We start from the raw sequence: 14,593 nt of genomic DNA on the forward strand, positions 1-14,593 counted from the left end.
CTTCTCTTTGTGCATTAAAGATCTAAAAGCCTATTATTAAAAAAGAGGTTAAATTTATTGGTAGACGCGCAGCTTGCTGGCGTTTAAAAGCAACGCTTTTACGGGGGTTAATAAAATGATTGTGTTACCACCGAGAAGTGAAGGAGAAGATCAGAAGAAGTGACCAAAACAATATTTTTAACTCAGTGCAGCGCAAAGCGCCTCGGTGTACTCTGTGGTGATATTTATTTTTAAGTAGCAAGAAGCTGCTGCTTCTAACCTGAGCAAGCTCTACGTCTACAAAACCAAGCTAAAAGTAGCCCTATTCACTTTGGCTTCTCATTTACTCCTCATTTTGTTCTCTTTGTGCATTACGCTTTTATATAACTAACACACTTTAATAAACAGGAATAAACTCGCCCTTAACCTGCTGCGACGCCTTTAACCACACTAAATACGCTTGCTCGTAATCTATAAAATAGGTAGAAAACGCATTTAAAATCACCTCATTCTCAAGCGTATTGCACGGGTTTTTAGCCTCAGCCTGCACAATCGCCTTTAACACCCTTCTACCCTGCTTATGCTGAATAAAAAACGCCAACCAATTATTCGCATTTGCATATAAATCGCCACGGTAAGACTGCTGTTCCCACAACGCCTCTGAATCAATTAACGACCTAAACTCCATATACGTACGGCGTACACGGTAGGAAGGAATAGCAATAGTTCGGTTAGTTTTATAAATCAGCGTATTTTCAAAAACCTCAGCTATTCCCTCGTTTAACCAACTAGAGGTACTGCCAATTAAATTAAAATTAATAACATGCATTGCCTCGTGTATGGCTACGCGTAAACTACTTTGCGGATCGGCCGGGTCAAACCTCACTAACGCCGTATTATTTTTACCAAAATAAATCCCCGCATTGTTGCTTGGTAAAGCCCCAAAGCGCGACACATAATCGTCGTAATAATTATTAGGTAATACAACCAAGTTCATTAAAATGGATTTGTTGGGGTATAAACCAAATAAGTTTTGATACTTTTCGTATGCTTCAAATAAACGAATACGCAGCGTTTTATGGTAATCGCTATTTACATTAGGGGTAATTAAATTAACAGAGGTGTAAGGGCCTATATCAAATTTTTCGGCTGTAAAATCGAGATTATCGTTTAACTGCGACAGCTCACTTTGCGCGTATTCAAGTTCTTCAGGGTCGTGAACCAACTCACAACTATTTTGTTGCACTGGAGCAGGTTTTGGCTGAGCTTTTACTTTACTGGCCACATTACCAACACGCTTTTCGTTAACGGTTTCAGTAGTATACACATGCGTATAACTCTCAGTATTTTCAGCTTTGTGCGTATAGTTATTTACTTCAACCACAGCGGTATTTGGTTTATAAAAAAAGTGTAAAACCAGCAACACCACAACCAACAACAATAAATGACGTGTTTTTATTTTCATTAAATTAGCCCAGCATAATAGTTAAACAACAATACTTAAAAAACAAAACTCACACTAGGGCTAACGCTAAAAATAACTAAAATGTCATTGTTATTAAGTTATAAATACAATGATTAATCTGAAGGCGTAAAGCTTGCCTGAGCGAAAAGAGCTTTTGTTAGTACCTGTTTTTTTAGTATTATTTATTTCTAACAACAAAAAGAATAACGGCAAGGTTTAAAACTCCTTGCTTATTGAGTTTCCAATACCTATGGAGAGGCATCATTACATGAACTTAAATAAAGATTTAATAGGCGTACTTTCTGCACCATCAGGAGCGGCTTCAATTGTTAAACGCAAACTTAACAAAGAGGGTATAAACGCAAGCACTGCCGCCCATAAAATGGGGATTAATCCATCAACGCTAAGTCGTTTCTTTAATGGTACGGATTTAAGCATTAGCTTAGCGGCTAAATTGAGCCATCATTTTGGTTTTGATATAGAAATGCTCTTCAACTTAGAAGCTCTAAAAAAAATACATGCCGCAAAAAAATTAAACATCGATTAAATTTATACGACTCAAAAAGCGTAAGAAGCCAGGACTTTCTTATGGCAAATAATGCTTATTTACAGAACTAAAGCAAAATTGTCGATATACAAAGAGTTATTTACATAATTTGAGTGGCTTAAATGGAAAGTAAAAAAGGAAAATGGCTTTCAAGTAAAGAAGCCCTAAAACATCTAAAAATAACAGACTGCGAGTTAATGCATCGCCGCGAACGTAGCGAGCTTAAGTTTGAAAAGCGAAGCGTTTAAATTGCTTTGCTTTCATGCAATGAGCGCTGAACTACTTGATAACAAATAGCACGCTGCTGCTCTTGGCTTAAGTTTACTTGTCGCATAGAAAGAATCGTTTTCACTAATTGTTTATGCGAAACAATAGGAAAGAATGGTCGCTGTTTAAGCTCTATAAACCAACCAGGAAAACACAACACCGGTAAAACCTGGGTATTGAAACCCGTTGCGTCTTGTAGCCATTTATTCACCCAATTAGCCTGATTTTGGGCTTGTTCTAGTGGCTTGCTTTCAAACCAAGAAGGAAAGGCTAAATGATTATTCTCAAATTTAACTTTGTAATTTTTTTCGTCTTTTATTCGCTTGTGCCTGCCTTTGGTTTCAATAGCAAAAATACCATTTGGCCCCACCACTAAATGATCAATGTTAAAACCATCAGCTTGTATATCATGAAATACTTGGTATCCGTGTGACTGAAGTTCTATAAGTTCAGAGGCAACTGCTAATTCGGCATCACGCCCAAGTTTTAGCTTGATCAAAAGGTTTGATTTAACCCAAAGCTTTCTTGCTACATAAGCTAAACCTAAAATAATCAAAGTAATTAGGAAATAATTAACCTTGCCACTAGCAAACATTTCAGCAATCCCTTTAATTGCAAAAGGCATTATAACAATGAGTGCTGCTAAAAATATTAAGCCAATAACATCTACAATCTTGTCATTCACTTGTTCTTGAAGAGTTTGCGCGGCAACACGTTTTAATTTATGACGTTCGATTGGTAATTTAGCGCTACGTTGGTGTGACCAAATACGAAAGAATAAAACGCCAACTAAAGAGTAAACGCACGCAGCAATGAGTATGACACTTAAGCTCTGGTTTAAAAAATCATCCATGACAAATTCCTATAATGACAACTCATACTTTATACATTAAAAACAGGTACATGTCGTATTATTCAAAAAGAAGTACATTTAACGCTACAAAAATCACCTAAACACTTGTAGGCGCAGAGCTTGCTCGCGCGAAAAGCGCAGCTTTTAAATTGCATACACTTATATCGCGATGGCAACCAAAGGACACAACACTTTAAAACAACCCAATCGATTAAAGCTCACTAGCTTCTGATTCTATGCCATCTATTAGCTTTTTAGATATCCCTTGAAGCGCCCTTTTTATATCTACTGGTATAAAACCAAGATCTAAAGGACTAGAAATAGCTAAACCTGAGTTCTTAAACTCTCGTAAATTAGCGATATTTGCTAAATAGCTTTCAAGTAATTCAAGCTTTGCTTTTCTTTTTAAATTTTGCCGAAATATTTCTGTAAATTTACGTATTTCATCAGGATCATCATCTTCAAAACGTTCACAATAAACTCGCTTAGCCATTTCTATTTGAGTAAAACCAAGCTCTTTTATAATAATTTTAATTTTATTTTGTAATTCTTCGCATTTATCCATTTTATGTCCCAATTTGTCCCTACACCTTATTTAAGATGAATTTGCTCTCAAAGCGAAGAGCACTACTTAAACTAAAAAAGGTAATATTATGAAAAATATGAATCAAAGTGCCGCTGCACGAATCCAAGCTGCAGAAGCAAAAGCTAACAACGGTTTAGTTGAAAAAGGCGGCTTTGCAGCTCGAGCTCAAAGAGCTGCTGCAAATAACCAGCAAACTTCACGTCCAGCCCCAAATAATGGACCTAGTAAAACAGGAAACCCTTCGGGCCCGGGCAGAGGTAATAATCCACCAAAATCGAAATAAAAAGAGTACCTTTAGCGATACGCAAGTATCGCTATCTACATTGACTTAACTTACTAACAAAAGTGTTAATAAATTTCTTCTTATTTGACGATAACTCCGCCTCAGGTACAATTTTCATTGTTTCATCTAATGCGCAAATACACATCCTGGCATTAACGCGTAAATTGTTTTTACTAATTTTTGCTTGAGGGTTAGAACAAAAACTAACTATTTCAACAATAGCACCGGTCGAGTAGCGACTAGGCTCAAGTAACTCTCTATCTAACTTATACGCACCCACAGCTCCTATTAATAGTGCGACTTTAGCTGTTAAAAGCGGCTTCTTAAATTTTTTATAGGTGTGGCCTGCAAACGTTTTTGCACATTTACTACAAGTAATATGGTTTCCGTATTCTAAAGAGCTTTCTTCAGAACAGCAGGGGCAAACTAAGTTGAGCTGTTTTTCATTAGAGGTTGTATTTGGTGAGTTTCTGCTAGCGTCCATTGCTATACCTTTAAAGTTTTTATGTCCATACCTTATTGATATTGCTTAAATAAATCAACTTAAATTAACGTTACTTGAATAAATTTGTCGATGCACCAAGAGTTATGTATATTAAATTTATACGTAATTTGAGTAACTTAAATGGCTAATCAAGATCAAAAAAGGAAATGGCTTTCGAGTAAAGAAGCTATGAAGCATTTAAAAATATCAGGTTGTGAACTTATGCACCGCCGCGAACGTGGTGAGCTTAAGTTTGAAAAGCGCGGTCGTGTTTATTTTTATTATTTTGAAAACCTCGAAAGCATTACCAAATGAATTTCCCTGAGTATCGTGATTTAGTAAAAAAGCTTAAACATGGTAAATCATTACCTACAGCCATTTATTTACATAAAAGTTCATTAGCAGAAGCCATACCAGCTGAATTATTAAGCTTCATAACAAACACAATAAACAAACTTGAAGTAGAACAACCGTGGAACCTAATTAAACTCTATAAACGAGACTTAAAATTTACTCTACTTAACTACCCCGATTTTGATGAATACGCATACCCTGCACTTAATACAAGCCATACAATTGATGCTGATGAGCTAACTATAAAAACAACAAATTACAGTAACTCAAATAATCCGCCTATTTTGCACCGTAAAGAAACCTTTGTACTGCCTAATTACTCTCATTACACATTATTTAAAGATATAACCGAGGAAGGCGAGCAAATTAGCCTGTACCAAAACTCCAAAAGTATTGGTTTTAAACAGCAATGGCATAACTTAATTAAGCGCAAAGGCTACAAGCTTGATGAGCAAGGCAGATTACACAAAGTAGCTGAGTTACCAGAGCCTATAGTTGAAAATGAACCACAAACAATACAGCGTCATTTAACCGCAATAAATCGTGATAGGCTTTCAGCGCCTTTTCAAAAACTAGCAAAGTACGGTTATTTAAATGGTGACTATTCAATACTCGATTACGGCTGCGGCCTAGCCGATGACGCAACAGAACTAGAAGCACACGGGTTAAATATTAACGCATGGGACCCAGTACACAGGCCAAACGGTAATAAACTAACCAGCGATATTGTTAATTTAGGTTTTGTACTTAATGTAATTGAAGATCAACAAGAGCGAAAAGACACTTTAATCGCTGCTTACCAACACACTAAAAAATTGCTTTTAGTATCGGTAATGCTTGCCAATGAAGCCAAACAAGAACACTTTAAACAATATAAAGATGGCGTAATTACAAAATGGAAAACGTTTCAAAAATACTATAGCCAAGCTCAAATAAGAGCTTACATAGAGCAAACCCTAAACGTTAAAACAATAGCATTTGGGCAAGGTATAATTGCTGTTTTTAAATGCCCACAATTAGAAGAGGCCCATCACTTAGAGCTGCAATTTCAAAACTATAATTGGCAACACATAACCCAAAGGCCACAACCAAAAGCATTACCTAAAGCTCAACAAAAAACCTTGTTTGAAAAACACCAAACACTGCTAGATGATTTTTGGCATCACTGCCTGCACTTTGGCCGCTTACCCGCAAACGACGAGTTTGAGCAAAGTACCACACTGCGCAAATACTTTGCCAGCCACAACAAAGCATTTAGCTTGCTGCAAAATTACTATGAACAAAGTGAGTTTGAACAAGCGCAACTAAAGCGAAAGCACGATTTACTCGTCTACTTTGCACTTAGCTTATTTGGTAAACGCCAAGCTAAAAGCCACATGCCAGCACGGTTAACGCGAGATTTAAAAGTGCATTTTAGTGACTATAACCAAGCATTAGAGCAAGCAAAGCAACTGCTATTCTCAATTGCAGAGCCTGCTAATATTGGGAATGCTTGTTACCAAGCTTACGAGCAAATTCAGCTCGGTGAGTTACACGACAACCACTCGTATATATTACCCACTCGTTATTTAAACCAACTCCCCGCAATACTGCGTGTATACATAGGCTGTGCGGTGCAATTGTATGGCGATATTGACGACGTAGATTTAGTAAAAATACATATGCGATCGGGCAAAGTAACATTTTTAAAATACGATGACTTTAATAAAAAGCTGCCACTACTCACTGAGCGAATAAAAGTAAAAATGCTAGAGCAAGATATCGACTATTTTTACTACGGTGATATTTACCCCTATCAGCCTTTTTATAACAAAATAGATTATCTACAAAAAGGCAGTAGCGAATACAAAAACCAACAACGCTTTGATAAAAAACTAGCCGATATGCTCAAAGGCGTAGCTAAAGCAGAGTGGCCAAACTGGCCTATTTTACTCAAGGTGTTTGACTATTGGGGTGTAGAATTAAATGGGGATAGGTTTTTTAAAGTAAAATAAAGCAGCCTAAACAATAAAGTTTTTATCTTTTTAATCTGCAGCCAAAATTGACTCGACATAGGAACTTATAGAAGATTTATCATAGCCTTCATTAGTTACATCTTCACACGAAACTACAATATTTTCGGTTTTTGCTGTTATATCGTAGCCAATAAGAGTGCCATAAACATCAACTCCTAATATTAATATATTTTTTAATTGGTGCTTTTCATCCCCATCAAAAAACAAAGCCTCAGTACCTGACTCAAAATAATCACATTCGTGATAAAAAACAGGCTCGAAAATATCAACAATCAAATAACCGCGTTTTGATCCAATTTCCAATAAACCAACTTCACCATAAAACTCAATAATTGATTCAGGTAAAAGCCCTTTGTACTTCAAATTTTCTACCGCTTGAGCCTTGATGTTGTAATTATCACAAGCCTTATGTTTTTCTAGCTTTATTAATAATTCAGTGTTTCTCATATCTGTAATCACTCTGCAACATTGCTATTAGCTTTATCGATAATGTATATACTTCGTAATCAAAATAATAGTATTAACTCTAGATATATAATTAATGCTATTTGATAAAAGTTAGCTAATATCCTATGAACCGAAAGCAAAGCAGTTAATATTGCAGAGGATGCTAGGGGGTAAATTTTTTAATAAATAAAATTATCAATCATAACAAGGGAATAAGCTTATAAGTAACGAGATTGCGACAAATATAACAATAAAAACTGTATTTATCACGTAAGGTACGTAATAATATTACGTACCTTACGTGATGAGATTGAATTATGAGTGACCTTGAAAGCAATTATTGTTATAGCTTCCCCGCAGTTCGTGGCCAACAGGCAGGCAAACCCTTTTATATAGCAACTTGCCCTTTAAGGCTCATACCTAAAATATTCATGTACGATGAAGAAGAAGTCCCCGTAGAGCTCAGAGCTCAACGTACTCTAAATAAAAATCGTATTCCTGAAATGGCCCGTTATTTAGTTGACTCACCAAATGACTATGTTTTTTCTGCGATTACAGCTTCTGTTGGCTCTGAAGTCGACTTTATAGGTTCTGGTGATGGTATCAACCTTGGTACTTTAAAAGTCCCTATGGATGCCCAAATACTTATAAATGATGGCCAACATAGACGTGCCGCCATTGAGGAGGCCATTAAAGAACGACCTGAGCTTTGTCAAGATAACATCGCTGTACTTTTCTTTGTTGACGAAGGCCTGCAACGCAGTCAGCAAATGTTTGCTGATTTAAATAAATACGCAGTAAGGCCGAGCGCATCGCTATCAACACTTTACGATCACAGGGATCAAGCTGCTGAGTTAGCTCGTTATCTTGCACTTGAATGTGAGCCATTTTTAGGGTTCACAGAGTTTGAACGCTCTTCTATTGCAGCTAAAAGTAGCAAGCTTTTTACACTTAGCGGCATAAAGCAAGCTAATAAAGCCTTGTTTGGTAAAGGCTTAAAAGAAGGCTATAGCGATGAAGAAAGAAAAATAGCGGTTGCATTTTGGCGTAACCTAAATCAATTTATGCCTGAATGGCAACATGTGAGAGATAAACAGCTTTCAGCTGCTGAGTTTCGTCAAGAGTATATAAGTGCGCATGGAATAGGCCTCCAAGCTTTAGCTATAGTTGGCTACGAGCTACTAAAACTCAGTGAGTCTGAGCAAAGTAAATGTTACACTCAACTGCAGAAAATTGATTGGCGAAAAGCAAACCCTGCTTGGAAAAACCGTGCAATGCACCATGGTCGACTCTCTAAAGCCGTTTCAAATATATTTTTAACAGCCATAGAAATAAAAAAACAAATTGGCTTAAAGCCCTCTGTTGAAGAGCTAGCTAAAGAAAAAGAATTGTTAAATACATGACATTATTAAACCAGTACGATCTAGAAGACTACATCGAATTTATCGAAAACGAATCGTTTGCAGGTAGCCAACTACATAACTTTGTAGCCGACACCCAGCGTGTTTACATGGCTGACAAACGCCCATGGGTATTAGGCTACAGTGGCGGTAAAGATTCATCTGCCGTAATGACCCTAATTTACTTTGCATTACTAGGCTTAAAGCCAGAAGACCGCCATAAGCCCGTTTTTGTAGTTGCGTCGGATACCTTAGTTGAAACCCCAATGGTGGTTGATCACGTTGAAAAATCACTAAAGTTGATTGAAGAAGGTGCAAAGCGCGAAGGCTTACCAATTACTTCACATAAAGTAGTGCCAAAATCAAACAATACGTTTTGGGCTAATCTACTGGGTAAAGGTTACCCTGCACCAACGCGTAACTTTCGTTGGTGTACAGAGCGAATGAAAATTGACCCTGTAAGTACCTTTATTAAAGAGCGCGTAAGTGAATACGATGAGGTAATTGTTGTATTAGGCTCTCGCTCACAAGAAAGCGCATCGCGTGCGCAAGTAATTAAAAAGCACAAAATTGATGGTTCAGACTTAGCCGTACACACCACTTTAAGCAACGCCTTTATTTACACACCAATTGATACATGGAGTGTTGACGATGTGTGGAAAATTCTACGCCTGTGTCACTTAAAAACCGAAGAAACGCCATACGGCACTAAAAACAAATGGTTTGATAAGTACGACCTAGAGTGGGAAAACCCATGGGGCGGTAAAAACCTTGTGTTATGGAACCTATACAAAGACTCATCAGGCCAAGGCGAGTGCCCAATGGTTATTGATGAAACCACACCATCATGTGGTAACTCTCGTTTTGGTTGTTGGACATGTACCGTAGTCACGCGCGACCGCGCAATGGAAAGCCTAATTCAAAACGGCGAGCAGTGGATGACACCACTACTTAAATACCGCAATATTTTATCGCGTAGTACATCGCCTAAGCTTAAAAAGAAATACCGTAACCACATTCGTCGCGATGGCCGTTTAGCGTTTAAAACCCTAAAAGAAGACAAAGAGCGCGTATTAACAGACGACTACACAACAGGCCCTTACAAATTAAAGTATCGCCAGCATGCCATGCGTTTACTGCTTAATATACAAAAGCAATTTAACGACCAAGGCCGTGATGTAGAGTTAATTACCGTTGATGAATTACACGCAGTAAGGCACGAATGGTTAAACGACCCCAACGAACCTGATTGGGACGATACCCTACCCGGTATTGTATTTGATGCGCTAGGTATAAAGCTCGACTGGACAATAGACGACTCAAACCAATTTAGCCTTACCGAAGGCCAGTTACTTAATGACATTGCACCTAAACATGGCGTATCGCCGCAAATGGTTAAAAAGCTAATAGATGTTGAAACTCAAATGAGTGGCCTTGCTCGCCGTACGGGTATTTTTAACCGAATTGGCCGCTTAATTCAGCAGGATTGGGAAAGCGCAGAAGTTATTATTGCCTCTAACTTAGATATTCGTCAGAGCCAAATGCGCCAAAGTAACGAAGTAAAAGCGCTAGAAGACGACCTAAAACAAATTACTGCATTGCTCAAAGCTGAGGGCATAGAATGATTTTTAAAACACTGACCCTAAACAACTTTCGAGTTTTTAACGGCCAAACCTCTATAGACCTAGACCCGCGTAAAGAAGGCATGTTTGAGCGCCCTATTATTTTATTTGGTGGTTTAAATGGTGCGGGTAAAACCTCTATTCTTACTGCAATTCGTTTAGCGTTATTAGGTAAGCGTGCGTTGGGTGCTGTAATTACTAAAAAAGATTACCTAAACTACTTAAACGAGCAAACCAATAAAACGGCAACCAAAGCCCAGCAAGATGCCGAAGGCAGTATAACGCTAAGCTTTTCGCATACTCATCAAGGCAAACATAATCTTTACGAAGTAACCCGTAAATGGCAGCTTGAGGCCGATGAAAAGTTAACGCTTACTATAAATGGCGAGCAAGATACCTCATTAAATTCAGAGCAGGTACAAGCGTTTTTACATGAAATAGTACCGCCTGGTATTGGTGATTTATTCTTTTTTGATGGTGAAAAAATAGCAGAGTTAGCAGAAGACGATACCGGCTCTTACTTAAAAGAGGCCGTACAAAAACTGCTAGGTATCGATATTATAAACCGCCTAAGCAACGACCTTGATATTTACTTAAAAGGCCTAGGCGCAGAAACTGCCGATAAAGACACGCTTAAAAAAATTAAAGCCGCAGAAGATCAAAAACACCAAATTACCCAGCAAGTCAATGCCACAAGAGATAAAGCCGACAGCATTGGTGCGCAATTAACAGAGCTTAAAAACAAAATAGCCACTAAAGAGCACGAAATACAAGCCCAAGGTGGCGCATGGGCTAAAACCAAAGATCAAGAGCAAGCACAAGCATCAGAGTTGATAGAGCTTGAAAAAGAGCTAACCGCTAAAATACGCCAAGAGCTAAGTGGCAGCTTACCAATGGCACTTGCGCCAACAGCTATGCAAAACTTGATTGAGCAGCTAACCAGCGATCAACAAATAAAACAAGCTAAAGCGTTTGGTAATGAGCTAGTACAAGCGTTACCAAATCTTGAAAATGCGCTTAATCAAAAGTTTGATGCCCAAAGCAGCGATATAATGGCAACGGTAAATAGCTATTTCGGTCAGCTGGTAAATCAAACCGCCCTTGCCGAGCCAAAGCTTGATATTTCAGACTCTGAATTTGCGCTTATAAACGCACAAGTAACTGAGGCTTCTCAGTCGCAAGCATTAATAAAAGAGCTTTCAACAGCGCTTACTCAAACGCAAAACAAGTTAAGCTCACTTTCAATTAATATTGAGCGTGCGCCAGATGCTGCCGACTTACACGAGTTATATACATCACTGCGCGAACTTGAAAAGCAACGCGATGCTACAAGCAAAGAGTACATAAGCGAGCTCCTTAAAGCGAAAGAGTTCAAAGCAAAAGAGTTAGAGCTGGCTAAACGACTAGAAAAAGATTACGCCAAGCTTAAAAACAACCACTCAGCCGACAAAGCTGTTGAGCGTGTAGAGCTTAGCCAATACGTATTACAAGACTTTAAACATGCCCTTACAGAGCTGCGTGTAACGCAATTAGAAGAGCTATTTGTAAAAGCATACCGCAAGCTTGCCCGTAAAGAAGATTTAAAGCTCTCGGCTAAAATAGACCCAACCAGCTTTGACGTAAACCTAGTCGATGCCGAAGGCGTTATTATTAACCGTAAATCTATGTCGGCAGGCGAAAAGCAAATATTTGCCTTTGCAATATTAGAGGCGCTTGGCAAACTATCGGGTAAAGTACTGCCTGTAGTGGTAGATACGCCACTTGGCCGTTTAGATTCAAAACACCGCGATAAACTTATTAAGCACTACTTCCCAGAGGCCAGCGAGCAAGTAATACTGCTTTCAACCGATACCGAAGTAGACGAAGACTTTTATCAAGCCATTGAGCATAAAGTATCTCACGCGTTCGAAATTGAGTTTAACCAACATACTAATTGTTCAACCCTGCGAGAAGGTTACTTTTGGGCAGAGCTTGCACAGGAGGCTATATAACATGCTCCCACAAACTATGTGGCTTAACAAAGCCGTTGAAGAACAGCTTCAAACCCTAAAGGGAAAAACAGGCGTTACACCAAACGTAGCAGCCCGTATCGCATTTTTTCGCTCTATCGAAAAGGGGTTTACTTTCAATAAAGAAAAAGACTACAAGCTCTCTGGTAGCCTTAAACTCGATAAATTCACGTGGTTAGGTAAAACCCAAATGGTGACTGAATTGTTACTTAAGCAGCGCTACCCTGAGTATTCTGATAAAGAATTACAAACCGCATGGGCAGCGCATGTTGAGGATGGTATAGCAAGAATTAGAAGTTTAAATAATATTAATCATTTTATTAGAGAAATTATTTAATGCTAAACTTCAAATGAAAGTGAAAGTTTATCTTTGATGAGGCAAAGGCTTGAGTTGAATCGGATTATGCTCAAGCTTGAACTGACAATTACCGATTGAAAAGCTGGCAACTGACAGATCAAAATTGAGCTAATACTAAGCAGAATATCTTAGTTTAAACAACTAGAATTCATTGCATCTAAAACTTCATCCTTATTATATTTTCCTTCGCTATCCCTATATTCAATTAATAGTGTCTTATCTAACTCTTTAAAGACTTCGCCTGATGACTTTGAGACAGCATCAATGGAATAGAAGAATTCGCCTCTTATTTTTGTAGACTTCAGAAGAAAGCTATAGTCAGCGCTAGAGATTATAGTTGATGAATCATACTCTTTTATATCTCTAAGAGTATTTACACAAGTCCTCAAAAACCTTACTAACGCAATAAATCCTACAGTTTTGTTCAGCACTGACTTTTTGTTATCTGCCTTCCATTCCTCCGGCCACAGATTTTTAACAGCATTAAAAAAATTAAGAATATTATGGGCTATTATTTCATCTTTATCATTAACAAAGCACTCTCTAAAAACACAACGATTCAAACTTTTAGAATCTAAAAAGCCGAGTTTGCTATCGCTAAATGATAAAAACTTCTTTTTCTTCCCCAATAGAATATTTCTATCCTCTTTTGGTTTTGGTGACAAGAGCTTAACTATATTTGATACAAAAGCAGCTTGAGTAAGCACCTCCCCTTCAATCGTTTCTCCGTCCGAATAAACAGTTTTTACTCCTAGCCTCTTTATTCTCTTATGAAAAGGTGAATTACTTTCTTTATTTAGAAGAACTGCAATCTGATGAGCGGTTTTATCTGGACTGCGAGAAACAGATAAGGATTCCAAATCATACACTAAGCTAGGATTAACTTTTGTTTGATTTTGATTAACCATCGCAAAGACTTTAGCTTGAACTGATATATCTGCTTCTACAAAAAAAGTAACCAATAATTGAAATTGACACGAACTCCCATCATAAGTGTGAAAGCTTGTATTATTTTGATTAAATCCAGCTAAACGGTGTTGCCCATCTAAAACCTTGGCAACTCTTTCCCTCTCAAAATCATCAAAAGTTAAGAACATTTTTCCATGCCGGTAGGTAACATATTTACCTTTAACAGATACAATAATTGAGTTTGGAAAGGTTGAATCAAGAGTGCTGATATATTGTGTAATTTCTTTGACTCGACTAGATTTCAACTCTCGCTGAATACCTAAATAATCTTCAACATCCCTTTGCATCGTCCTTACATCAGAGTAAGTTATTGACACAAGGTCTTTTGCATCCATGACACCAACGTAAAACTCTCCGATTGGCTGACTTACTCGAACAGCATTAAAAGATAAAGTAGCCATTATTTATTTTCCTTGCTTTTAAACTTATTTTCTAAATCTTCTTGTTGTTTTTGTGCGATAGCTGCCCCAGAGGTTGAGCCAAAGTTTGATGGTAAAGTAGACCAAAACCATACAACGCAAACGCAAGATATAATTGATAACTCAAAAGTAGTTATTAAACCATCTTGAGCATATGAGTTAAGCTTTAAAATTTGGCTAGAGTAATCAAAGGTATAAAGCAATGCACCTCCTAAACCAGAAATCAACAACATACACAATACCCAGCCAGGTGGTTTCTTAGAGTCTTTAACATACAATACAAAAAATGCTGATAAAAAAGCTGAGGTATATAGAAAAGCTTGCCCTTGTTTGAAACTAGATAAAAATGAACTCTCAAAAGTCTCAGGTGTAAACCAGCTTTTAATTAAACTTGCTAGAAGAATTGGAAATATTGAGCACAATACGGTTATTAGCAGATCCCTTAATGTTAGCGTATATGGCTTTGCCTTCCCCAGTTTATTCCAGCCAGAAGCGAATAATATAAGTACTGTAATAATTATAATTAAAATCAACAC

Annotated in this window: 16 protein-coding genes; 9 read left to right on the forward strand and 7 right to left on the reverse strand. The window is 37.6% G+C overall.

Annotation, left to right across the window (positions count from 1 at the left end; genetic code table 11):
- Nucleotides 1-376: 376 nt before the first annotated feature.
- Nucleotides 377-1,444: a hypothetical protein gene (locus ACFI34_RS07650; protein ID WP_462673033.1), complete on the reverse strand. Its 1,068-nt coding sequence runs from the start codon at nt 1,442-1,444 to the stop codon at nt 377-379.
- Nucleotides 1,445-1,712: 268 nt separating this feature from the next.
- Here ACFI34_RS07650 and ACFI34_RS07655 point away from each other — a divergent pair, with 268 nt between their 5' ends.
- Nucleotides 1,713-1,991 (forward strand): helix-turn-helix domain-containing protein, encoded by a 279-nt coding sequence (locus tag ACFI34_RS07655; RefSeq protein ID WP_305471354.1) that lies wholly within the window; start codon nt 1,713-1,715, stop codon nt 1,989-1,991.
- Nucleotides 1,992-2,113: 122 nt separating this feature from the next.
- The gene (locus ACFI34_RS07660) at nt 2,114-2,239 is read left to right on the forward strand and encodes a hypothetical protein (protein ID WP_462673034.1); all 126 of its coding nucleotides are present in this window, start codon (nt 2,114-2,116) and stop codon (nt 2,237-2,239) included.
- On the opposite strand, the gene ACFI34_RS07665 is transcribed toward ACFI34_RS07660, so the two are convergent.
- Complete coding sequence (locus ACFI34_RS07665) at nt 2,236-3,111, reverse strand: nuclease-related domain-containing protein (protein ID WP_462673035.1); 876 nt, start codon at nt 3,109-3,111, stop codon at nt 2,236-2,238. The genes ACFI34_RS07660 and ACFI34_RS07665 overlap by 4 nt on opposite strands.
- A 211-nt stretch (nt 3,112-3,322) precedes the next feature.
- Entirely contained in the window at nt 3,323-3,676 is a 354-nt protein-coding gene (locus ACFI34_RS07670; RefSeq protein ID WP_462673036.1) for a hypothetical protein, read from the reverse strand.
- A gap of 88 nt (nt 3,677-3,764) precedes the next feature.
- On the opposite strand from ACFI34_RS07670, the gene ACFI34_RS07675 reads away from it, so the two are divergent.
- Nucleotides 3,765-3,980, forward strand: a complete 216-nt coding sequence (locus ACFI34_RS07675; RefSeq protein ID WP_054452423.1) for a hypothetical protein — start codon at nt 3,765-3,767, stop codon at nt 3,978-3,980.
- A 31-nt stretch (nt 3,981-4,011) separates the two neighbouring features.
- On the opposite strand, the gene ACFI34_RS07680 is transcribed toward ACFI34_RS07675, so the two are convergent.
- The gene (locus tag ACFI34_RS07680; RefSeq protein ID WP_462673037.1) at nt 4,012-4,464 is read right to left on the reverse strand and encodes a hypothetical protein; all 453 of its coding nucleotides are present in this window, start codon (nt 4,462-4,464) and stop codon (nt 4,012-4,014) included.
- A 141-nt stretch (nt 4,465-4,605) separates the two neighbouring features.
- On the opposite strand from ACFI34_RS07680, the gene ACFI34_RS07685 reads away from it, so the two are divergent.
- On the forward strand, nt 4,606-4,779 hold the full coding sequence (locus tag ACFI34_RS07685) for a hypothetical protein (protein WP_462673038.1): 174 nt from the start codon (nt 4,606-4,608) through the stop codon (nt 4,777-4,779).
- The gene (locus ACFI34_RS07690) at nt 4,776-6,812 is read left to right on the forward strand and encodes a DNA phosphorothioation-associated putative methyltransferase (protein ID WP_462673039.1); all 2,037 of its coding nucleotides are present in this window, start codon (nt 4,776-4,778) and stop codon (nt 6,810-6,812) included. Before ACFI34_RS07685 ends, ACFI34_RS07690 begins: the two co-directional genes overlap by 4 nt.
- A gap of 30 nt (nt 6,813-6,842) precedes the next feature.
- Here ACFI34_RS07690 and ACFI34_RS07695 read toward each other — a convergent pair whose 3' ends face one another.
- A complete protein-coding gene (locus tag ACFI34_RS07695) occupies nt 6,843-7,280 on the reverse strand; it encodes a hypothetical protein (RefSeq protein ID WP_462673040.1) in 438 nt (145 codons plus the stop codon).
- A gap of 317 nt (nt 7,281-7,597) precedes the next feature.
- Here ACFI34_RS07695 and dndB point away from each other — a divergent pair, with 317 nt between their 5' ends.
- Genes dndB through dndE form a run of 4 tightly spaced genes read left to right on the forward strand, consistent with a single transcriptional unit; the run spans nt 7,598 to nt 12,648 of the window.
- Nucleotides 7,598-8,683 (forward strand): DNA sulfur modification protein DndB, encoded by a 1,086-nt coding sequence (gene dndB, locus ACFI34_RS07700; RefSeq protein ID WP_462673041.1) that lies wholly within the window; start codon nt 7,598-7,600, stop codon nt 8,681-8,683.
- Nucleotides 8,680-10,305: a DNA phosphorothioation system sulfurtransferase DndC gene (locus ACFI34_RS07705; RefSeq protein ID WP_462673042.1), complete on the forward strand. Its 1,626-nt coding sequence runs from the start codon at nt 8,680-8,682 to the stop codon at nt 10,303-10,305. Before dndB ends, ACFI34_RS07705 begins: the two co-directional genes overlap by 4 nt.
- A complete protein-coding gene (dndD, locus tag ACFI34_RS07710) occupies nt 10,302-12,293 on the forward strand; it encodes a DNA sulfur modification protein DndD (protein WP_462673043.1) in 1,992 nt (663 codons plus the stop codon). Before ACFI34_RS07705 ends, dndD begins: the two co-directional genes overlap by 4 nt.
- A gap of 1 nt (nt 12,294) precedes the next feature.
- Complete coding sequence (dndE, locus tag ACFI34_RS07715) at nt 12,295-12,648, forward strand: DNA sulfur modification protein DndE (RefSeq protein WP_462673044.1); 354 nt, start codon at nt 12,295-12,297, stop codon at nt 12,646-12,648.
- Between the two features lie 149 nt (nt 12,649-12,797).
- Here the strand turns inward: dndE and ACFI34_RS07720 are convergent, their stop codons facing one another.
- Together ACFI34_RS07720 and ACFI34_RS07725 are read right to left on the reverse strand one after the other, a co-directional pair.
- Complete coding sequence (locus ACFI34_RS07720; RefSeq protein ID WP_462673045.1) at nt 12,798-14,039, reverse strand: DGQHR domain-containing protein; 1,242 nt, start codon at nt 14,037-14,039, stop codon at nt 12,798-12,800.
- Nucleotides 14,039-14,593, reverse strand: a complete 555-nt coding sequence (locus ACFI34_RS07725) for a hypothetical protein (RefSeq protein ID WP_462673046.1) — start codon at nt 14,591-14,593, stop codon at nt 14,039-14,041. Before ACFI34_RS07725 ends, ACFI34_RS07720 begins: the two co-directional genes overlap by 1 nt.

This window comes from Pseudoalteromonas sp. PSi26 (assembly GCF_054960575.1).

What these genes read in the sequence shown, in the direction of transcription:
- ACFI34_RS07650 (WP_462673033.1), bottom strand. Translation starts at nt 1,444, where the DNA reads ATGAAAATAAAAACACGTCATTTATTGTTGTTGGTTGTGGTGTTGCTG.
- ACFI34_RS07655 (WP_305471354.1), top strand. Translation starts at nt 1,713, where the DNA reads ATGAACTTAAATAAAGATTTAATAGGCGTACTTTCTGCACCATCAGGA.
- ACFI34_RS07660 (WP_462673034.1), top strand. Translation starts at nt 2,114, where the DNA reads ATGGAAAGTAAAAAAGGAAAATGGCTTTCAAGTAAAGAAGCCCTAAAA.
- ACFI34_RS07665 (WP_462673035.1), bottom strand. Translation starts at nt 3,111, where the DNA reads ATGGATGATTTTTTAAACCAGAGCTTAAGTGTCATACTCATTGCTGCG.
- ACFI34_RS07670 (WP_462673036.1), bottom strand. Translation starts at nt 3,676, where the DNA reads ATGGATAAATGCGAAGAATTACAAAATAAAATTAAAATTATTATAAAA.
- ACFI34_RS07675 (WP_054452423.1), top strand. Translation starts at nt 3,765, where the DNA reads ATGAAAAATATGAATCAAAGTGCCGCTGCACGAATCCAAGCTGCAGAA.
- ACFI34_RS07680 (WP_462673037.1), bottom strand. Translation starts at nt 4,464, where the DNA reads ATGGACGCTAGCAGAAACTCACCAAATACAACCTCTAATGAAAAACAG.
- ACFI34_RS07685 (WP_462673038.1), top strand. Translation starts at nt 4,606, where the DNA reads ATGGCTAATCAAGATCAAAAAAGGAAATGGCTTTCGAGTAAAGAAGCT.
- ACFI34_RS07690 (WP_462673039.1), top strand. Translation starts at nt 4,776, where the DNA reads ATGAATTTCCCTGAGTATCGTGATTTAGTAAAAAAGCTTAAACATGGT.
- ACFI34_RS07695 (WP_462673040.1), bottom strand. Translation starts at nt 7,280, where the DNA reads ATGAGAAACACTGAATTATTAATAAAGCTAGAAAAACATAAGGCTTGT.
- dndB (WP_462673041.1), top strand. Translation starts at nt 7,598, where the DNA reads ATGAGTGACCTTGAAAGCAATTATTGTTATAGCTTCCCCGCAGTTCGT.
- ACFI34_RS07705 (WP_462673042.1), top strand. Translation starts at nt 8,680, where the DNA reads ATGACATTATTAAACCAGTACGATCTAGAAGACTACATCGAATTTATC.
- dndD (WP_462673043.1), top strand. Translation starts at nt 10,302, where the DNA reads ATGATTTTTAAAACACTGACCCTAAACAACTTTCGAGTTTTTAACGGC.
- dndE (WP_462673044.1), top strand. Translation starts at nt 12,295, where the DNA reads ATGCTCCCACAAACTATGTGGCTTAACAAAGCCGTTGAAGAACAGCTT.
- ACFI34_RS07720 (WP_462673045.1), bottom strand. Translation starts at nt 14,039, where the DNA reads ATGGCTACTTTATCTTTTAATGCTGTTCGAGTAAGTCAGCCAATCGGA.